The organism is Endozoicomonas sp. G2_1, from assembly GCF_017744155.1.
Lineage (GTDB): Bacteria > Pseudomonadota > Gammaproteobacteria > Enterobacterales > Alteromonadaceae > JAGHQT01.
The window spans coordinates 95,846-115,526 of the sequence record NZ_JAGHQT010000003.1 but is presented as its reverse complement, the minus strand read 5'-3'; the positions used below and the strand labels follow the sequence as shown (position 1 = coordinate 115,526).

Here is a 19,681-nt window from a genome sequence, read left to right as displayed (position 1 = left end):
GGCGTAATAATGGAAGTAAACAACCTTTTAATGGCTGCACCTATTGCTTTATATGTCGCATTTCTAATCTATGTAATGGCAAGGCTTCAGCTTGGACATGAAGTAGAGTCTGGTAAAAAATTCGCGATAGGATCTGGCAATCTTCGATGGAAAATCATTTTTGCTACTACTGCAGCAACAATGATAGGCCCAGCATATTCTTTAGCGGTAGTGGATAAAATAAATAGTACAGGCTTATATTTTGTCTTTTTCTATCTACTAGCAACCGTACAATTCTTCATATTCGGAAAATATTTCAGTGCAAGTATTTATGAGAAATCAAGAAACAGTAAAACAATAGGCCAGCTTTTTTTAAAGGAATTTAATAAGCCTACTCAGTTGTTTGTAGGACTTATAACTGTCGCCCAAGCTTTGGCCATCGTTGGTGTTTTATGTCAAGCAGGAGCAATTGTTCTGAATAACATATTTGGTATCGAGCCTAGCTGGGCGATTATAGGAATAGCTGTTTGCGTAGGGTTCTACTCCACAATAGGAGGAATGCCCGCAGTAATAAAAACGGATATTGCACAATTTGGTTTACTCTTATTAGCCCTAATTATTGGTGGCATTGCTATCTTTCAACTGCCTAATACTCAGCCCGTGAACCTATCGCAACTATCATCAAATTTGATGGTTAGTGACATTGAACCTAAAGTATTATTCGGCCTATGTATTGCGTTTCTTCTAGGTGAAGCTCTTATTCCTGCATACGCTATAAGAGGCTTTATTGGAAAATCTGCAATGGATATTCGCAAAGGCTTTTATGCTACGGGTGTCTTCGCTACATTTTGGTTCATTTCTCTGGCTATTATTGGCTACTTAGCAGTCGGAACTGGCCTAGAAGGAGAGGGATTACTAATAAAAATTGTATCCACTAGTTTTGAAAATGATGCTATCAGAAGTATCGCCCTAGGTATTTTGGCTGTGTCATTTCTAGGGGTCATAATGTCAACATTAGATTCGATATTAAATGCTGGTGCAGTATCGCTTACAACAGATGTGATGGCTAATGTGTTTAAATCCGTCAGTACTGATGACATTAATGAACAAAGAAAATCTGTCTTAGTTATCGCATTCTTAGGTATAGGCTTTACCGCATACAGTACTGATATTGTAGATATTTTGTTATTAGCATATGCTATATGGGTACCAACAGTGCTTTTCCCTTTCGCATATCTCCTACTATCCAAACAACCATTTAAAAATAATTGGTCCGCACTAATAGCTATGGCTATGGGAATTATTGGTTATAACATCAACGATTTATTGAGCCTATCTTGGCTGCCAGCAATTTTAACAGGATTAGTTTTTAATATTGTTACACTCGCCTCCATAGAAAAATTAGCTTCAGAGAGCCGTATTAAGGAGACCGATTAGCTTTTTATGGTGAATACAAACAAAGAAAAAAATATTTGCCAAGTAAGAGCCGCTGTCGCTAAGGCAATAAAGGGGCACGCTGAGTCGGTAATTTTATGTGGTCACTACTTATTAAGATGGAAAGATAAAATTTATTCAGACCATTTAGGAGAGTGGCCTAATGAGGATCATATCCAAAGCTTTTGTTCCGAAACTTTTGATATCGGATGTGAGCAAGCAAGTGCAACAGGTCATCAATCTGTTAAGTTGTTGTTATTAGCAAACGACTGGCAGAATTTAAATTTAGATAGGCGTATAAAAACTAAAGAAAAACAAATATTAACGCACGAACTTTTAAGCAACTATTACAGTTCTCTTGAATCTATACCAAAGTTTCTCTTAAAGAAGCTAAGTGCTTTCTCTTTAGAGCCATCCTGTATTGAAAAATATGGTGAGCAAAATTGGATATTCTCTGAATATGCATTAAGAGAATCTTTTGCTCAATACATCAATAGCATAGAATCATCCAATGACTCTATTTTCACTTATACCCAAAATAGCCAAAAAATCACTGCAATTAATACAAACTCATATGATATTGAAGAATATCATTCGAACCCACAATCGGTGCCCTTATTATGTGAGAATTCTGCTAATTGCGCTGGTGAAGTAATAGAGCTATTAAAAGAAATGGAAAATAGAGGTGTTAATAGCATGGTTATTATCTACCCATTATCCTGCTTTAATTTTGTCAATTTAGGTACACTAGTCTTTAAAGAGTTATTTCCAAGTTCTAGCATATCCATAACCAATATCGCACTCCCTGTTACTGAAGGTTCTATTGGTAACGGTATGAAGTTGAGAAAGTTCTAGGCCTCCTTCTGATCTTTCATACCACCACATTGCAAGGTACAGCAAAGATTGTAGCACCTTGCATAACTTGTGCTAGCCTATTAGGTGCTTCATTTTTACACCATCTTTTTTAAACGAAATAGTGATAGAGCCTGTAATACCCTGCGCCGCCATTCGATCACTTCTCTTAGTAATTGCCAACAACGCACCAACAAAGCGAAGGTAAAATAAATTACCACCTAAATGCTTCATCCCTTTGTAAGCTTTTTGAATTTCTTCGTAGCCTTTCTTATGAGTGATTGCATTATAAAGTGAAGCTAAACCATCAGTAAATTGTTTAGTCCTCAGACGCCATTTCGGGTGTTTGTATACAGTGTATAAGAAAGTACCTTGTTTTCTATTGGCATGTTTATGGTATTCAAATTTTGCCAACTTTTTATCAAGATCTTCTATAGCCTCTTCCCAAGATATTTTCCATGGATAGTCTTTCTTTTTATTAAGTAAGTGTTCAAACATTCCACCAAACACTTCTTCTCGCAGGTCTGCATTGTCCCTATATGGCTTGTCTACATATGACAGCGCTCTACCAAGCGCATAGCCTAAGTCCTCGTTATCAATGTCACATAACAACGATAGTACATGTTCAAAATAATCATGACTGACATTACACGTTGATACACAAGAAATATCTTCAGCACCGGCAATTGCATTTTCGAGTGAAGCTAAAGCTGAAGGCAATTTGTCTGCATCTATAATGCCCCAGGTATGCGCCAAATCTATTGCCTTATTAGGGCTAAAGTCATCACCACTCGTTTCCAGTCTAGTAGAAAACCCAATATTAAATAGATCAGCCGTTGGTGAATGCTCTGGCGAAAACTCTGTCATGTCAGCATCAAAATCAAAGTAATACGTTGAGTGCCGGCTACCATAAAGTTTTTTATAGCCACGTTTGGCATCAAAGGCGATCATTTTATGGTTGTTCACGTTAAACGTGGTTTTCTTTTCAACCTCTTCGAAGTCTTTGCCGAAGGCTGTTATATCGCCTATTGTAAATGTGAAACCGAAACTGGTGTTCGTGGTATCAACCTTTTGATTGAAAAAGGCTGTAAGCTCACAATCATTGTTACTAACAAAGAGTTCAACAACTTCCTTAAACTTTCCTTTGATAGCACTAGCATGCATTTGTTTCAACACATTAACCGATGCAACCGGTATTTTCCCTTCCAATAAGGCATCATGCTGTTTTACGCGTTTATACTGATATGCAAAAGCGGCGGTAGCTTTGGTCGTTGCGACTTCTTTAATCGATTTTTGTAAATCAGACTTAACTTCTGCTAGGCGTTCCTTTAACTCTGCTAACTCCTTTTCAGCAGTATCTAAGCCTAATTTGTCAAAAAGCTTATCTACACTCGGCTGAAGTCGAGTTGGTAATTGATCATAAGAGACCGCTGTTTGTAGCTCTTCTTCTATTTGACTAATTACGCTATCACCCGTTGCTATTGCATCGCTAGGGAGTTTGAATAATTGATCTAAGTGCTCTCCTAAAAACTGCTCAACTTTACTGGGGTCGGTAAATTCTGCACCGACAGAAAGGCCCACATCAGCGCCAAATGTGTAAGCGGAGCCTTTTTTAAGGCCAATGTAAAAGTTATCTTCAGTAGGTTTGGCAAATACAACTTTAAAGCCTCCCGCAACTTTAAGAGAGAGACCGACAGATGCCGCAGCTTTTACGGTGATGTTTAGTGCATCGTCATCAACAATGTCGCTTAACACTCTTAGAGAGTCTTTCAGCAAATCTGACCAAGAAAACTCGGCTCCAACTTCAAATTCACCCGATACATCTAAATCTAAAGCACTGCCTGTTGTTAGCTCCTTAATATCATCAAATGAGAAAATGACAGGAAATGAACCCAAGTCGTTTTTGACTGCATCAAGTAAAGTAAAATCATTAGGGTGAGAACGGTAGGCACCTAACGAAAAGCCAGCTGCAATATCAAAGTTAAAGCCTAACTTGTCATAAGTCGAGGACCCTTTCGCTTGGCCTTCTGCGATAAATTTGTAGAGGCAATGTGGCTGATTTGCATCAAATGTTATGGGTTTTGATAGTACTCCATCCGATGGCGTTGAATTATGCTGCTGGACGATAGGATCATTTTTTAAATCGTCTACAGAATTAAGTACATGGAATGAAAGTAAACCGGTTAAGTTAAACGAGGCTTTATCTTCATATTCCCATAAGTTGTTATCATCATCCCCTAAATCCAGTGACATTGGCGAGGTATGTGGATAATCTGCGATGCTTTTATTGAATACAGCCAACTCTTTAATATCTTCTAAAAGCTGTTCTGCATTAAGTTGCTTAGGCATTTTCATTCTCCTTGTTGTAAAAAAGCCGACTTCCTACTGGCTTTAAAATGCTTAGTTCAATTGTATTTTGGCTTGCCCTTATTAAGTTTTTATTACCTACTTTTCATCTTTCCAAATAGTAAAAAGTAGTAATTAATATAATTCTGTAAAGCTACGCTATTTAATTTAGCTGAGCCAACAAGATTTTATATCACCGTGAACTAAATATCATAGTTCACTTTTCAAAGAATGTGTTACATGGTGTTATGGTAGGATGTTAATGTTATCGTCTGATTTCTAATGGGCAAAGAGGCTGTAGTACATATTAGGTGGGGTACTAAACATATTTAAAACATGGTTATTATGCCAATGAGGAATTTATAAATGAAATGTCCAGCACCTATAGTTTTTCAACAGTGCGACGACTTTATTCATTATTTCAAGATAAGTTCTGGGTACACGCTTTCTATGTCTCTCCTCCAATATTCGACGCCTATGAAGGCTATACTTAGCTTTTTTCTTGAATAGGAGCTTATTGGATGCTGCTATTTTTTTCATATGTGAATAGATACCCCAACGCTGAATGGAAGGTTATAATTCAGTAGCTGTTGCTTTAACCGCTTTAAACAGCTAAGTATAAAATCCCATCCAGCATTAATTTCTAAGTGCAGTGTATTACTGATAGCCATACTTAGATGTATCGCTTAGTCTATATTGTTTCGACGTCTAGCAATTACATTCAACTTCCTTCTGTATATTGACATAGAATGATCAGAGGCTAGCTTCGATAAAGGAGATAATCGATGAGCTAAAGCTCTAACTCTTCTCCAAAAATGAACAGAATATAGAAGCTTTACATCGCTAAACTTTCCAGTCTTACAATTACTTAAAAAGCGCATATTACCGCCATGCATGTACCCTGAAAAGTTATCTAATAACCACTTACTGATGCCATCACCGTAGACTGGTATTAGCTTTGTTAGCCACCCGATAGTATCAATAGTCATCCCACTTGGGGGAAGCATAGGTACAATATCTGCCGAATTTACAATACGGTAGACAGGTGTCTTTATTGTAGCCACCCAATCTTCATTTCCTACCCTAGGAGCACCAAATGTATACGTTGCAGCATGCCCACCTTGATGTTTTAACCGTTTGGTAGCGACCGTAGCAATTGCACCGCCCAAACTATGACCTGTAATATACAAAGGAAGGCTGCTATATTCTGGTTTTGAAAGTTCTTTGACGACTCTACTGCTAATCACTTCATAAGCATTTGAGAAGCCTCTATGAATACTTCCTGAAGTACTACAATCTTCTTGCACGCCATCTAAATCAGACTTGATGTCTTTAACTCGATCTGGTTCAGTGCCTCGAAAAGCTAAAACAAGCATACTCCCATTAGACACGAGCATTGCTTGCGTACCTTTACTATCAAAAGTTTCCCTAATTTCAAACTTTAACGCAGATAGCTCTGATATAAGGTTTTGCAGGTTTTCCTCATGATCGTAGCAAACGTGTCTTAAAGCCTTTAGCATTTTTTCAGTTTTGGGATTTTTAAGCATTTCATCAAGGCGTTCAATAATTCGCTTTTCGTCAAAACCTCCTTTAATCAACGGCTCAAAACGAATATAAACCAGCTCACTTATACAAGCCATTAACCAAGCAGTTCTATCTGAGTATGCTTTACGATATTCAGGGGTTTTCAAATTTAACAGTTGTTCATCAGGTGTTTTGGGCATGTAATTTCCTCTTTACTCACAATATTTTCAAGTGTACTTAATCCACAGTAGCCATTACACCTCGATGGTCGCTAATAGGACCAAGATCGAAGGAGCTAAATGTAGCGCCATTGAGTAGTGAATCAGATACTAGGATATGGTCTATTAACTGTTTTTCATCATTGTATATGTAACTGTATTCATCCTTATCAATAATATTTAAGCCAACTTTATATAATTCTTTAAGAGTGTTTGACGAGTGAACATCGTTTAAATCACCTATCACAATTTTATGACCTGTTTGGCTTTGTATTAGTGTGGCAATAGCGTTAGCTTGGGCGGCTCGCTTCTTGTCATTGTTTCCACGTTTTGATAGCAAGTGTGCCACAACAACGTAGTATTCTTTAGTACCATTTTTAAGGCTTACTCCTAATGCTTTAGAGGGGGTCTTTTTGACGTTTTGGTACTGGCCTTCAATTTCTGCAAAATTATTAAGTGTGCTATTTACTTTATATCGAGTAATAATTGCCACATCTTGTCCTGTTGCGTGGTCTCGCCCTTTTTTAAATACCAACTGATATTCATCAGGTAAATATTTTAATATTTTCTCTGCAACGTTTTGGCCTTCAATCTCTACTAACCCTACAATATCTGCTTGGTGTCTTTTGATTACTTCTGCTACAGCGTAAGCTTCAAGTTCAACGTATTTTGCGGAAGGTGGGTTTCCAACAGCTCCGAAAGCCGCTCTGCCTTCATGAGGTTCTTCTGAATCCCACATAAACTCAGTATTAATGGATAAAATAGTTGTCGCGAGTGACTGAAAGGATATTAAAGATAGTAGAAAAATTATTTTTTTCATTGGCACGTCCTGTGTCTTTATTTAATAAAAGCTATAGAAGAAAAAGTAATTAATATAGGTATTTCTTTCTATGTAACTAGCTTATCAAAGTCTTTTGTTGATATGCAAAAAAACTACCAGTTATAGAGGCATAAACACCTTGTTACACTACACCAATGTCATTACATAATAATTATGTGTATTCTTGTTTATTTTTGTAAATGACATTACTCTCTAAAGATATTCGCAAGTTAGCAGAGAGAATGATTGAGAAAAAACTCAATCATTAAGATACTTTGTGTCATGATAATCACACATGGTGTTATGAAAAACGGTAGCCCCCTTTAATTGACCTACCGTCAACCTCTACTAATCAGCACTATCAAGCTTTACGTTTTTTAAATTACTAATTGATTGGTCTGTATTAATATTATGAAAGCTATATCCTTGGGCTTCATAAAACTTCAACTTCTCAACAAAGCTAGTTAAAAGCGCTTCGCTCCAGTGTTCGAATTGATAGTGCTGTATGTCAAACCAGCTAGCATTATCATCTGAAAGATTTTCGTCAAAATGCTCAAATAACGTCAATGCTTGTACTTGTTCATCGGTATCATTGGAAACTGTTAGATGAACAAATTCACCGAAAATTGATAGTATTGCAGCCTGAGTCTCGATGGGTGTTTTCTTTTGATTCAACTCTTTACTGAGAAGCCTTGAAAGTGCGTCTTGAGACTTGTTTGGTATCGATTTAAACAACGTGACAAGCCACGTTTTATCATTAAATAAAGCGAGTTCTCGCGGCTCTGTATCTTTAACAAAGCTCCTAATAGCCGACACTAAGTTTGAGCACGAAACAAATTTTTTATGTTTGCTCTCAAACCAATTCTCAAATATATAACGAATATTGTTATTTGGAGACTGAATTTGTGTTAGCCACCATTTTGCATTAGCTGATTCCGAGGACAAAAGATTTAAATACTTCTCTCTAATAGCTGTGTTTTCTTCGATATCAAAAACCGCTTCTACAAAATTGCTGTTAGTGTTTTGTAGCGAGCCTAGTTGAAGTGATTCTTGATACTTACTGAAGCTACTAAGCCATACTATTATCTCAGTCTTAGACAGCCCTGTTTTTACTAACTCATCCATGTGAGAGATGGTATTACTAACTTGTTGCTTGTTAACTCGTTTGGTTCGGACTAACTCTTTCACAGAGTCTTTTAAATATTTATTGATTTGGTCGTCGCTAAGAGCTTCAAGAATTCTGTCAAAATCACAGCTGATAGTAAGATAATTAGTCAAATAACGACTAAAGTCTTCTGACTCGTTCAGATACGCTTCAAATTGAGAAATATCAGAATAATATTGATGATAAATAATATGTGCTATGGACAAGGCTAGCCATTTTTGTCGAGCATTACTATCTTCAATATTTGAATATTGAGACATAAAATGATGATCGTTATAGTCTGAGTACCAACTGGAATAGTAAATGCATTGTTCAACTGACAATGGGTTGTTATTAATTGTGCTTGAGTCACCCCAGGTGTTAAATACCCTATCTAAAACTTTGTTTCCTTTAGGCCAACCAACTTTATAGTTACTAGCAACATGTGCAAGCAAATCGTCGTTTATGTATTTGGTCGTAGCAGCGTTGTCATATAGCTCTGTTACGAACTCTTGAGTAAGCGTTATCTTGTCGATTTCCCAGTAAGAAAAGGTGTTACGATGGGGCCAAAGTTCCTTCATGAATAATTCGGCACTCAGTTGGGTAAAAAGTTTGGGCGTAAAACATAGTAACTTACTAAGGCCATGCAAGCTTTTGAGGTTTTCTAGAGGCTCGTTTTGCCTTGCATATTGGTTTGAGGTGAGATCTAGCATAGAGAACTCTTTTTTCAAACGACTAGAGTTAACACTAATATTGGCGTTTTTTAATGTAGCGTGATTGTCAATCCAGCTATTGATGTCTTTAATGTTGTTATCATCTTGCCCGATGAACCCATCGATAACAGGTAACCATTTATCAAACCAACGCCCAACACTTTCTTGAGTTTTCGCTTCATCAGCCATGTGAGCCATGACACCGACAATATCTTCTGTGGATTCTTCAGCTAATAAGCTTCTTAGTGTTTCTTCATAACCATAGATGTTTTGTTTTTCAATAAATGGCGCTGAGTCACCATTGTGTAGAGCTCTTCTCAATGGTTCGCCAAGTAACTCACTTTCGGCAATTTCAAAGGATGTTTGGTAATGAATAGCGGCGAGCTCTTTTGACCATTGCTCAAAGCTTAATTGCTGTTGAATCAATGGAAAGCTTTTCTTAAGTTTGGCATCTAACTTTGCAGCTAAAGTCTCCGTGTTATCGGCATCAAAGGTATGGTCTATATTTTTACTTAGAACCTTTTCGAGCGGTATTTCGCAAAACTGAATCACCAGCTGATAAAAGAAAGCGCTAGTAACACTGACGTTTTCATTATCTGTAATTTTAATACTTACGACAGAGTTAATCAGTTTCTTTAAATAGCGAGGCGTGATTTGTTTGGTCATAAACTCAGACCATAAATCAATCAATTTAATAATGATTGGTAGCTCATTTCGGTCTATATTCTGAATCGATTGAGCTATCATTGTCTCGCATTGATTTTTCCAATCAGCGCTAGTTATAGGTGAGACTCTAAACGTTACAGGGACGCGTTTAGAGATAAATTCTTTTCCTTCATTTGCATCGGAATGTTCGCCTTTTTCGGATAATGCTGATGCAATATGTGTGTTTGAATAAGGCAAAATAAGCTGGATTTTGTTTTGGGCTATTGATGTAAAAACTTCAATATCGCTCCATACTTCACGTAACTTCTCTGAAGTAACTCTATCTAGGTTATCAATGACTAATATGAATCGGCTATCGTCGGGAAGCTCGTCAACAAACACCTGAAGCGCTTCTTGAAGTTCATAAGAGCCAACTTCTTTGGTAATTTCAGTTGTCTCGCTTATTTTGTCTCGACTATTGCGTTTGAACAGCTCACCAACTGTTGGCGGTCGACTAAAGTACCCAAACAGCTTTTTTTCTTTACTAGAGCAATAAATGATGTAAGCGGGGAATAGAACGACAGCAAATGAAAAAATAACGAATGGTTCAACGGTTAATTCGCTTACAGTCAAGTCACCAAAAATTAAATTAAACAGTATTTTTATCGTATTCCCCAAACCTACGGAGGCTTCTATAAAGACTTTAGATGCCACCAATAACGATAATGCAAAAACAATGACCCACATACTGATTGAGCTTTTGACTTGCGATGTATACTCAAAATAGTTACCTAAAGCCATATCTTTTGCTTTTTTGACGCGGTCTTTGCTGTCAGGTGTCGGTAATACTTTTTTAATGTTGTGGTAAAGTGTCTCAATCAACGCCTTTTTTGTTGCTCCATGTTGAAATCGTTCCACATCAAACTCTATAAAGTCATATTCTTGATTAATACTTTGATTTTTTACAAACTCTATAATTGTACTTTTACCAGAGCCTAGTTCACCTTCAACGCCAATTACATTAATGTTATTGTCGTCTTTTAGCGTTTGATACACAGATTGAGCAATACGGCTGTGACTGCCGCCATTAAATAAATCTTCATTTGAGGGCTTTTCTAGTAAGAATTTATAGTCAGACATAGTGTTTTGCTCTAATAGTCTTTAGTTTCGTAACGAAAAACGTTGTCACTCAATCAGATAGGTTCAATATTTAAATTGTGAAACGATTTTAAAAAGTCTTTTTTGGTTTGTTCGAACTTGATGTGACCGCAGTGGTTTAAAGGTCTAGTATTGTCATCAAAAGCAGGTGCTATAAAGCCCCAGTTAGAATTTCTAGCAAAATAAACGACAACGTTTATATGACTGTCTTGCCAGCAATTTTCGACAATGTGTTGCTCTCCACTGGCCTCTACCGTTTTGACTTGGATACGATGAAAGTTAGGCCCATCAGAAATGAGAATGTCAGTTTGGTGACCGTTGTCGATAATAGGTGTAAATACCTGCCAACCGTCTTGCATCAGCCAGCTAATCACCATGCTTTCAAATGAAATGTTTTTAAATACTTGGTGGGTTCCATTTTTTATTGCCGTCATGCGTCTTGGCATACTCAATAATCTCCTTTGATTAGCACAGAGATTAGAGCAAATTCAATAGTTCAAGGCAACAAATTTTGATTTATCTACAATGGATGCAAATTCCACTCACTTTCGGCATCAATTACAAAACTACTTAGCACCTGTTCCGATCTATTTCAGCGACCATTCCGATAAAATCAGTAAAAGAATGGCGAGGGTAGTATTATCTATCCATTCGTCGGCGGTAAATCATACCGTTATAAAATATTGTCAAGTGTTTAACAAACTGCTTTACCAAGGGTATGTTTCAGAAACGTTGGAATTAATTGTGACCTTTTTCAGGCCATAAATAATGTTTGTCTGTAGGTAACATCGATTTCTCAAGAAAGAATCGATATGAGAGGATTTCGTTCGTTTTACGTGAATGAACAGGGACAGTCATCGTCTGTTTTTCACTATCCCATTCAAAGTTTTGCCAACACAGTTTTGTACCATGACGCGACTTTCTTTCAACTGCTTTATACTCTGACAACTGCTTTTTCAATGTTAACCAAAAAGCCAAAGATAAATCGTTGCGTCTCGCGGCTTTTAGGTAAGATGATAGCTTTAGTTTGTTGCGCTTAGTCAGCAGTTTTTTCATAGGGTAACTCATTCATCTAGGTAATCAGGACTGCCATATTCTCTTCCAACTGGACCACCAAGGGCACCATGAAGTTTTCTTTTCTTGCACCAAGCAATGGCAAGTTTATCAAACTCTTGGGCATCAATCGCTAACGTAATTTTTTGATAATTATTCTCTTTACACACCGAGTATTTTTCAGGGTTTTCAACTTGAATAATGACAGAGTTATGGTTTTCTCGTTCAAAGGTTATTTCTTGATAGCCACCAACATCAGAGGTTTCAGTGACATAAAACCATTTTTTTTTACTCATATGATTTCCTCTTAAATTGTATGATTACTAAGTACGTCCCATGCGCCAAAATGCTAAATCTACACCAAGGTCTTCGGTAATATTTTCAGCCTCCCAAATATCTCTTATAGACTGCATGTTAAGCCATATATTGACACTCGTCCCAGTTGCTAACGCGAGCCGACGTACCATTATAGCACTGTACCTAGCCAGGCTATCTGCAAACACCGTGAGAATATTTTCATCAACTCCTCGGTGTCCTAAATTGTATGCTTGTCGAGCATTTCATGTTTAACGAATATACCCAGGAGGGTCGGCTGTCTTGTCATGTTAACTGGGGGCATTTTAGTCTCTAGGAAATTCAATCAGCTTTGATAGTATAGACTTGTTTAACACGATAGCTCGTCGCAATTTAACGAAGATTAATTCATCGCATGTTCATTGATATAACAAGCCTGCTTGCTAAAAGGCTTATTATCAAAGGCTACTCCTAAGCCATGATAATACTTATTACCCGGGTCATTTGTATCAAAAACAAATCGTTCAAGTAATTTAAACGCCCGCGCGCGCTCACTTATACAACCCCATTTTTCTTAATGACGACCGAACGGTATAGTTTGCGATAATACCTTTATCTATCAAATGTTGAATACCCCCAAGCTCTGTCGATATTTTAATTAACTCCGAAAACTTTGTGTCTGACTTGTTAAAAATCTCATGATTATTTTTAGAGTCTTGAATATCCAGCTCACTGTCATTCAATGCCGTTGTGCTTCCTAAGTTAAACTTAATTGCGTGATAATAGATTTGGTAACCGATGAGCTTATAGGAGATGGCACTATCATTGTACCAAGCTAAGTCGTACTTGATACTATCGTCTTTATTCGCATCCATTGCTGAATTTAAATGTTTTTTAGCTTCATCTAGGTAATCTTTATTGCCATACACATCCGCGGCAATAACATAAGCAACACCAATATTGCTCTGTAAAGATAAGTACTCTTCAGGGTTGTTTTTCTTTAATTGGTTTATATCAATACGAGACTGTGCATAGAGCATATCTCGCATTTTTTTAATGAGCTTTTGTCTATCATCATTGTTAATGCTCTCATTCGAGAGGTTTTCCCACGTATGAATTAATGACAATAGCTTAGTTGAGATAATCCTAGCGTCTTTGGCATTTTTCTCAATTTCCGATGCAAATGTTGAGTAATATATGTCTGTTTTTTTAAACTGCCCCCAGCCCTGGAAACTAACAAAAAGTACGATAATAATTATAGCTGAAACATACAAAAAATTACGTAAAAGTCGGCTTTTATAGGTGGTGTATAAGACATTGGAAATTGACTCTATTGATGAAGAAATCAGGTTAAGCATAGCCACTCAATGAAAAACACTGCAAGATGCAGTGTTGTAAAGGATTTGTTGATTTATTGTTGTTTTTTTATTAAGAGAAAGCAATCTCTATTTATGAATAATTTGATCAGGCGGCTTAACACCACCAAATCCACCAACCCTTTGCTCGCCCATTTGTTTTAAGAAAGTATCTTGCTGTTCACTTAAAGCTGAGGGAGCTATATTTTTTTCAATGATAATATCTGTCTCTGACGCTGAAATGTCGGAATCTGAGAAACCAAAGGTGAGGCCCGCAACGCTAATTATTGCGGCTAGTATGAATGATAAAAGATCTGAAGCCATTTTCAATCCTTAAAAGTTATTATTTTTAGTACGTTATAAAGTATAAACCAATAAACCCTTTAAAAATAAGCAGACATGCTTAATTCCTTGCACTACGCATTATAGTTTTCATCTTAAAGTTGTCAATATTTAGACAAAAAGTGGACAAAATATATTGTGTGTAAAGGCTTAAACCGTTGCACCAGTCAAGTACTGTGTTCATTCGTATTACTCTATATACTCTGAAATCAGGGAAGCTCATTTATTTGAAATGAATGATTCCATAAATCCAGAAGCTCTTTATATTCGTTTACTTGTTCTTGCGTTGCCTCTTCGGCTAAGACAAGCTCTGCTAATTCATCTAATCGATTTTTTTGCTCTAACGTCATAATTTAATATCCATATTAAACACTGTAACGTTGTTCTTGTTATTATTGGTTACTGCCAAAGGTCGAGAAGTCTATTGTTGAAAACTGTTTAACTTCTACACTGTAAACACGGTCAATGTATGTTTGAAAGAACCAAAAACTCATTGCGAGTATACTAAGACCTATAACTGAGCTATTTATTTCAATACCATCATTACCCAGCTTCAAATGAACTGAGGATTTAGTATTATTCTTACCGTCGCGTTTAAATTGTAAGTAACTCAACCAGAACCCAATCGCCACCATTATAAATACCATGATAGCTACACCACTTATAACTCTAGATTGTTTGAATAAATATTAGAAGCGTTAGCTTGCCTGATTGGACTTGACAGGTTTAGAAAAGAACACGAAAAGTGGATTTTTCTTGGTACAATTATTCCTGAGATTGTTTACCTGATAGCAATAAATTCTTATTTACTTCCTATTGTACTGATTAAAGACCGATTCATTAGCTTTTTGCTCGATAACTATTCCCCCCTTCTAAATAGTCATCAAAAGTTGGAAGAATTTGAACTTCAATTAAAAACCGACTGTCATAAGCAATTTGAGATATATAAGCTTTTTCTCGATACAGATCTTTATGCTTATAATATTAGCCGATTTGAAGTTCATTATTGGGTAGAGGAGCTAGATATAGAGCAAATTAAGCAAGACCTTCATGAGCTCAATAGATATTACTCACTATTAGAAGATCGCTCCTATGGGTTAACACGATTAACCGAAAAACTTAACTACAAAAAAAGAGCTAAAAGTCGTTTGGGACTCAGTGCATTTAAAAAAACGCAATATTCGTCTTATTTTAGTGAGGCTCAAATACGCTATTTTAAACGACAGTCTGGCTGGTGTTGAAAAGGACAGTCACCAAAATAAAACCAACTAAGTATTTGCTTATATTGAAAATTATTAGCTTTATCTGTCAGATTCGAGTAGTAAAACTTAATCAAGCCTGACGATCGCCAATGTGTCCGTAGCGGACAATTTACACCTAATTCAGAGGCCGTAAAATAGTTGGTCAAAATAAGCGAGGTACGAGCAAAAACCAACTACTTTTATATCCTGCTTCAATGACTAGTATGCATTTATATATGACCTAAGTGAATATTAAATAACACTTCTGTTTTTTTATCGTATGCACACAAATCAAGATTATTTATGTACCACTCAAAATTGTAGTTGCTCGGATGATATTTGCGTAAAAATCAGCCATTCGAACTATATAAATTGGGTGGCCTGAAGTAGCTATAGGGTGACTTATATATGCAGTTCCAGGTTCCATTCCTAGCATTGCATGTTTTTCGTGAAGCCTCCACATTCTAGAGCGTTCATCATTCATATTACCGTTGCTATCAGCTGAATCGAACACAGAGTGATCAAAAATACCAATAGCATGAAAGTTTTCTCGTGTTACGTATGCAAAAAGAACATCATCTGTTCTCTCAGAAAGCCCTGTACTCTGGACATTCATATTTAGGTGAAAATGGTGAAAACCTTTGGTGTTTAATATTTGATCCTTATCTTCCCAAGAATCAACCTCACCGTCCTTTATTCGCTGGGCTGGGGTATAGCCATAGTAATGCGCCCTTTTGGATAAGTAAGGAAAAACATCTTCTTCGTTGCGGATTTTGTGTAGTAAAGCGTTTATATCTTCTTTTAACCTTCTCCACCTCTTGTCAGACGTAACTTCAGGTGCTATCTGTATTCGCCGCCTCCTTGCTGGGACTAGTCTTGTTTTCCAGTGAAGATAGTGAATTAAGATCCCATTTAGACTTTGAGATTCTAGGTCGGTTAATGTTTTCTTATTATTTGGGAAAAAAGGGAGCTCTTTTATTAATCGCTTTTTAAGGCTTCGTATCCTTTTAGATTCTTCCATAAAAAATCAATCGTCCCATCTATGGTGATGTATAACGCTTCGCCTCAGAAGTGCAAAATTCTTGGCTAAAATTAGCGATGAAGGAGCACAAGCCAAGCGTATTCCGTCCTTTATTTTAGGCGTTAGTTAACAGTTCTGATGCACGAAATTTATATTTTTTGAACTACTCAATGTAATTTGATTAAAGCCACTGCGATTAAGCAGTCGAATCATAGCCTTCGACTTGGGTATACACCTCGCCAGAACACTTTTACCTTTAACTTCTTCCAAAATTAGCTTGATGGCAGCTTCACCGAAGCCTTTTTTCCTACGATGAGACAAAGTAGAGAAAAATAGTATTTCACTGTCAAACTCAGGTACAAGGCTACTGCATACTACAGCAAAGCATACTGGATTGTTATTTTCGCGAAATACTAAAATTAAAGCAGAACCAGGGTAACCAATGATTTCTGAAGTATTACTAATATGAGTTAAGTAATTTTTGTTAAATGCCAAATCAGTAAACTGTTTATCATAGTGTCCTTTAGCAGAATCCTGCTTCAATAAGCTAGCGAAAATATCTAACTCTTCTTTTGTTATGTTATCTGAAATAACCACATACTTTCCTTAACTGCTAACAGCTTATTGTGTAGACGCCTTAGTAATTTCCATCTACCTTATCCTTTTTCAAACTACCAGAATAAGTAAAATTATCAATCAGTTAAAATAAAAAAAACAAAGCGATTTTAAAAAATTTGGGATCTTAGTGAGAATTCTGACTAATATCCGAGTTTGATTTAGCAAATTTATCTAAATTAAAACAGGTGTATATTTACTGAGAGTTCTCAGTAATGTGAAAATAATGGCGCTTTACATTTTATTCAATATCCGACTTTCGCGCATAGCTGCCTGTCAGATGAAGTACAACTCCATTCATCGAAACTTTAAGATCAGATATGAGCAAATGCATTAAGCTAAACTTGCAGATTTGTTAAACAACCATTAAACCTCTTAATATTTCTTTTAATTTCTTCGGGCTTAATTCCCTGATGCTTACGGCGTAACTGGTTTGAAGAGTAACTAACTAAATATCCCTCCTAAGAAGTAGGTTCTGAATTAGCAGAAGGGCTTGCCCCGGGGATCTTTATTAGTGGCAATGTTTCGCTACTTATGTTGGCAACACCTGATTGTCTCACTTGGCCAAAATCACTGTAATATACAGTTAGATAAGATTCGCCATTTTGTTTAAGGTATTCAGGTTTCGGACAGTAACTTTCCCACCCATCAACTTTTCCACTTTACCTATCATTTTGGATTTTTTAAGTCCTTCTGGCGCATGTAAATACATGACATCATCCAGCCCAACGAGTTGCTCAGATGGCAACAGTAGTTTATTTAATTCTTCGTGTGGAAAAGACTGCTCTTCTTCTACATTGAAAAAAGCGTGAACCTGATTTGCTATTTTCTCTTTAAACGGATTTCCTTCTAATGTCGTCATTAATAGAGAACAAGGAAAAATCCGGACAGGGATTAAAGCGCCAACAATATCGGAAACTTGCTCAGTCAATTTTTGCGCTAAATCTGTTATCGCAATACCTTGATAGTCAAACAGTGCATTACCACTGCGTATGTAGGTGGAGACATTTTCACATTGTTCTTTTTCAAACGTTTTTTTTAATTTCTCCATGGATAGCACATTGTGCTTCCCTACATTTATACCTCTCAACAATGCAAAATATCTAGCCATATTCACTACTCTTCAACTGAACAAGTTAAATCCTATCGCGACAAAAACTAATGTGGAAACGCGGTCAAAATAGCGTCTTCAATTTTTGGATAGGCCTCATTTAGAATAACCGTCCCGTGACCGGGAACGAAATGCTTAAATTCCACTTTAAGTAGATTTTTGTAATCGAGTGCTGGGATTTCCAGGTTCTTAACCCAGTTTAAATCGATATCTAAAGACTTAATCATGCCATACTGACTCATTTTTTCTCCACTTTCAGTGCTGAAGAACGCATCCACAACATCCCAGTTTTTAATACTGTCGCAACTCACCAGCACGCCACCATGGACCTTGAGTAGCAATAGTGCTTCAGGTTTATTCTTTGTATTCAACTCATAAACGGAAATAATGTCACTTGGTGTATTCGTCTTACTCAAAACTTCATTAGGTCTTAAGCCACCTTCATGCTCATCATGCGCTAGCATCCAATACTTTGCACCATAATTTCCAACATAAAAAGCGTCATCAATACCATGAGCAGAGCCAAGCTTGATAACATTCTTAACTGTACCAAGGTTTTCCAATGCTTTTAATCCTGATTCATTCAAACGAATGCTATTAATAATTGATAGTTCGTCGTTTTCTCTCAGAATGACCATGTTACGGCTGAATTGCCAAATATCATCGCCATATTGTGCTTTATAGGTACCTTTGACTATAAAAACATTTTCCAATAGTTCGGTTATTTCGCTGTGCGCTAAAGTTTCAGCACAGTTAATTTGAAGACTCATTTTCATTTTTCCTTTAATAGCCTAGAGAATTGTAATTCAGTTATATCGTTGATTACTTACCTTAACGATAAGTCATTTCTAATTTTGGAAAAAACGTCAGATTCCGCATTTCGCAGATAAAAGTGATCACCAATAAAAACCTGACTCTTAAATTGACCATTTGTTAACTGTTTCCACGCTGCCAGTTCGCTGCAGTTAACCTCTGGATCACTATCACCACACATTGCGGTAACAGAGCAATTAACTCGGCGTTTCAGGTTTGGTTGATAAGTTTCAATTAATTCAAAATCAGCGCGTAAACAAGGCAAAAACAGCTCCATTAAGCTAGATTCTTGCATTACCGCCTCAGGCGTACCATTGAGGCTATACATTGCATTCAAGAAATCATTTTCTGCAAGATCATAGACTGGACGACGTCTTGCAGGAAGGTGAGGTGCCCTTCTCCCAGAGACAAACAAATGCTCAGGGCCTTTTCCTATCGATTCAAAATGGAGTGCAACCTCATAAGCAATTGCAGAGCCCATACTATGTCCGAATAAAACATATGGCTCATTTACTAGCAGCTCAAGTTGCCCCACTACATCTTCCAACATATCGGCCATTATTGTTTTAGCCTGTTCTTTTCTTCGTGTTTCACGACCTGGTAAAACAATGCGGGTAAGTTCAATATTTGGGTGTATATTTTGCCATTTAGCAAAAAATGAAGAGTTGCCACCAGCGTGTGGGAAACAAACTAATTTAATAGGTTGAGACAGCTTATTGAAATCTAAAACACGCCGCTTCGATGAATTTTGGCCATCGCTTGCTGCAGGATCACTTGGTTGTATAAAATTATCCACCTATTCCACTCCTCTGACTCAAGGGGCGGATATCCAACCATTGCGTTTCTATATAATCCAAACATTCTTGATACTTCATAGCTACACCAACCACATACCAGCCATCAGGAAGTTTCATATTTTCAGGCCAAACTGACATCTGTTCTTCAAGATTTTGCACAACGTTATGACGCAGCTCCCGATAATTGTCTTTTTGCATTTCCGTGT

At 36.9% G+C, this 19,681-nt stretch carries 19 protein-coding genes; 3 read left to right on the top strand and 16 right to left on the bottom strand.

Features of this window, described 5'->3' with window-relative positions:
• The first annotated feature begins 9 nt into the window (after nt 1-9).
• Together J7384_RS05650 and J7384_RS05645 are read left to right on the top strand one after the other, a co-directional pair.
• Nucleotides 10-1,416: a hypothetical protein gene (locus J7384_RS05650; protein ID WP_209111960.1), complete on the top strand. Its 1,407-nt coding sequence runs from the start codon at nt 10-12 to the stop codon at nt 1,414-1,416.
• A gap of 6 nt (nt 1,417-1,422) precedes the next feature.
• Entirely contained in the window at nt 1,423-2,268 is an 846-nt protein-coding gene (locus J7384_RS05645; protein ID WP_209111958.1) for a hypothetical protein, read from the top strand.
• Between the two features lie 72 nt (nt 2,269-2,340).
• On the opposite strand, the gene J7384_RS05640 is transcribed toward J7384_RS05645, so the two are convergent.
• From J7384_RS05640 to J7384_RS05595, 10 genes are all read right to left on the bottom strand, one after another.
• Nucleotides 2,341-4,614 carry a hypothetical protein gene (locus tag J7384_RS05640; protein WP_209111957.1) on the bottom strand — a complete coding sequence of 758 codons (2,274 nt, stop codon included), beginning with the start codon at nt 4,612-4,614 and terminating at the stop codon, nt 2,341-2,343.
• 683 nt (nt 4,615-5,297) lie between these two features.
• Nucleotides 5,298-6,335 (bottom strand): lipase family protein, encoded by a 1,038-nt coding sequence (locus tag J7384_RS05635; protein ID WP_209111955.1) that lies wholly within the window; start codon nt 6,333-6,335, stop codon nt 5,298-5,300.
• Nucleotides 6,336-6,372: 37 nt separating this feature from the next.
• Nucleotides 6,373-7,173: an endonuclease/exonuclease/phosphatase family protein gene (locus tag J7384_RS05630; RefSeq protein ID WP_209111953.1), complete on the bottom strand. Its 801-nt coding sequence runs from the start codon at nt 7,171-7,173 to the stop codon at nt 6,373-6,375.
• A 348-nt stretch (nt 7,174-7,521) separates the two neighbouring features.
• The gene (locus J7384_RS05625) at nt 7,522-10,815 is read right to left on the bottom strand and encodes a P-loop NTPase fold protein (protein WP_209111951.1); all 3,294 of its coding nucleotides are present in this window, start codon (nt 10,813-10,815) and stop codon (nt 7,522-7,524) included.
• A gap of 53 nt (nt 10,816-10,868) precedes the next feature.
• Nucleotides 10,869-11,279, bottom strand: a complete 411-nt coding sequence (locus J7384_RS05620; protein ID WP_209112353.1) for a hypothetical protein — start codon at nt 11,277-11,279, stop codon at nt 10,869-10,871.
• 292 nt (nt 11,280-11,571) lie between these two features.
• A complete protein-coding gene (locus tag J7384_RS05615) occupies nt 11,572-11,889 on the bottom strand; it encodes a hypothetical protein (RefSeq protein WP_209111949.1) in 318 nt (105 codons plus the stop codon).
• 8 nt (nt 11,890-11,897) lie between these two features.
• Nucleotides 11,898-12,182, bottom strand: coding sequence for a hypothetical protein (locus J7384_RS05610; RefSeq protein ID WP_209111947.1), 285 nt, complete (start codon nt 12,180-12,182; stop codon nt 11,898-11,900).
• A gap of 549 nt (nt 12,183-12,731) precedes the next feature.
• Entirely contained in the window at nt 12,732-13,538 is an 807-nt protein-coding gene (locus tag J7384_RS05605) for a hypothetical protein (protein WP_209111945.1), read from the bottom strand.
• An 87-nt stretch (nt 13,539-13,625) separates the two neighbouring features.
• The gene (locus J7384_RS05600) at nt 13,626-13,859 is read right to left on the bottom strand and encodes a hypothetical protein (protein WP_209111943.1); all 234 of its coding nucleotides are present in this window, start codon (nt 13,857-13,859) and stop codon (nt 13,626-13,628) included.
• Nucleotides 13,860-14,086: 227 nt separating this feature from the next.
• Nucleotides 14,087-14,227 (bottom strand): hypothetical protein, encoded by a 141-nt coding sequence (locus tag J7384_RS05595; protein WP_209111941.1) that lies wholly within the window; start codon nt 14,225-14,227, stop codon nt 14,087-14,089.
• Nucleotides 14,228-14,767: 540 nt separating this feature from the next.
• Between J7384_RS05595 and J7384_RS05590 the strand changes: the two genes are divergently transcribed.
• Entirely contained in the window at nt 14,768-15,118 is a 351-nt protein-coding gene (locus J7384_RS05590) for a hypothetical protein (protein WP_209111939.1), read from the top strand.
• Between the two features lie 301 nt (nt 15,119-15,419).
• Here the strand turns inward: J7384_RS05590 and J7384_RS05585 are convergent, their stop codons facing one another.
• The 6 genes from J7384_RS05585 to J7384_RS05560 all read right to left on the bottom strand — a co-directional run bounded on the left by J7384_RS05585 (nt 15,420) and on the right by J7384_RS05560 (nt 19,673).
• The gene (locus J7384_RS05585) at nt 15,420-16,139 is read right to left on the bottom strand and encodes a hypothetical protein (RefSeq protein ID WP_209111937.1); all 720 of its coding nucleotides are present in this window, start codon (nt 16,137-16,139) and stop codon (nt 15,420-15,422) included.
• Nucleotides 16,140-16,265: 126 nt separating this feature from the next.
• On the bottom strand, nt 16,266-16,736 hold the full coding sequence (locus J7384_RS05580; RefSeq protein ID WP_209111935.1) for a hypothetical protein: 471 nt from the start codon (nt 16,734-16,736) through the stop codon (nt 16,266-16,268).
• 604 nt (nt 16,737-17,340) lie between these two features.
• The gene (locus tag J7384_RS05575) at nt 17,341-17,865 is read right to left on the bottom strand and encodes a DUF1697 domain-containing protein (RefSeq protein WP_209111933.1); all 525 of its coding nucleotides are present in this window, start codon (nt 17,863-17,865) and stop codon (nt 17,341-17,343) included.
• 47 nt (nt 17,866-17,912) lie between these two features.
• Nucleotides 17,913-18,635 carry a hypothetical protein gene (locus J7384_RS05570; protein WP_209111931.1) on the bottom strand — a complete coding sequence of 241 codons (723 nt, stop codon included), beginning with the start codon at nt 18,633-18,635 and terminating at the stop codon, nt 17,913-17,915.
• 56 nt (nt 18,636-18,691) lie between these two features.
• Nucleotides 18,692-19,474: a thioesterase gene (locus tag J7384_RS05565; RefSeq protein WP_209111929.1), complete on the bottom strand. Its 783-nt coding sequence runs from the start codon at nt 19,472-19,474 to the stop codon at nt 18,692-18,694.
• Nucleotides 19,467-19,673 (bottom strand): MbtH family NRPS accessory protein, encoded by a 207-nt coding sequence (locus J7384_RS05560; RefSeq protein WP_209111927.1) that lies wholly within the window; start codon nt 19,671-19,673, stop codon nt 19,467-19,469. The genes J7384_RS05565 and J7384_RS05560 overlap by 8 nt, the downstream gene beginning before the upstream one ends.
• Between the last annotated feature and the right edge of the window lie 8 nt (nt 19,674-19,681).

Excerpts from the sequence above, each read along its gene's own strand:
- J7384_RS05575 (WP_209111933.1), bottom strand. The coding sequence starts at position 17,865 with ATGGCTAGATATTTTGCATTGTTGAGAGGTATAAATGTAGGGAAGCAC.
- J7384_RS05640 (WP_209111957.1), bottom strand. The coding sequence starts at position 4,614 with ATGCCTAAGCAACTTAATGCAGAACAGCTTTTAGAAGATATTAAAGAG.
- J7384_RS05630 (WP_209111953.1), bottom strand. The coding sequence starts at position 7,173 with ATGAAAAAAATAATTTTTCTACTATCTTTAATATCCTTTCAGTCACTC.
- J7384_RS05585 (WP_209111937.1), bottom strand. The coding sequence starts at position 16,139 with ATGGAAGAATCTAAAAGGATACGAAGCCTTAAAAAGCGATTAATAAAA.
- J7384_RS05625 (WP_209111951.1), bottom strand. The coding sequence starts at position 10,815 with ATGTCTGACTATAAATTCTTACTAGAAAAGCCCTCAAATGAAGATTTA.
- J7384_RS05610 (WP_209111947.1), bottom strand. The coding sequence starts at position 12,182 with ATGAGTAAAAAAAAATGGTTTTATGTCACTGAAACCTCTGATGTTGGT.
- J7384_RS05605 (WP_209111945.1), bottom strand. The coding sequence starts at position 13,538 with ATGCTTAACCTGATTTCTTCATCAATAGAGTCAATTTCCAATGTCTTA.
- J7384_RS05600 (WP_209111943.1), bottom strand. The coding sequence starts at position 13,859 with ATGGCTTCAGATCTTTTATCATTCATACTAGCCGCAATAATTAGCGTT.
- J7384_RS05615 (WP_209111949.1), bottom strand. The coding sequence starts at position 11,889 with ATGAAAAAACTGCTGACTAAGCGCAACAAACTAAAGCTATCATCTTAC.
- J7384_RS05650 (WP_209111960.1), top strand. The coding sequence starts at position 10 with ATGGAAGTAAACAACCTTTTAATGGCTGCACCTATTGCTTTATATGTC.
- J7384_RS05570 (WP_209111931.1), bottom strand. The coding sequence starts at position 18,635 with ATGAGTCTTCAAATTAACTGTGCTGAAACTTTAGCGCACAGCGAAATA.
- J7384_RS05620 (WP_209112353.1), bottom strand. The coding sequence starts at position 11,279 with ATGCCAAGACGCATGACGGCAATAAAAAATGGAACCCACCAAGTATTT.
- J7384_RS05645 (WP_209111958.1), top strand. The coding sequence starts at position 1,423 with ATGGTGAATACAAACAAAGAAAAAAATATTTGCCAAGTAAGAGCCGCT.
- J7384_RS05595 (WP_209111941.1), bottom strand. The coding sequence starts at position 14,227 with ATGACGTTAGAGCAAAAAAATCGATTAGATGAATTAGCAGAGCTTGTC.
- J7384_RS05560 (WP_209111927.1), bottom strand. The coding sequence starts at position 19,673 with ATGCAAAAAGACAATTATCGGGAGCTGCGTCATAACGTTGTGCAAAAT.
- J7384_RS05635 (WP_209111955.1), bottom strand. The coding sequence starts at position 6,335 with ATGCCCAAAACACCTGATGAACAACTGTTAAATTTGAAAACCCCTGAA.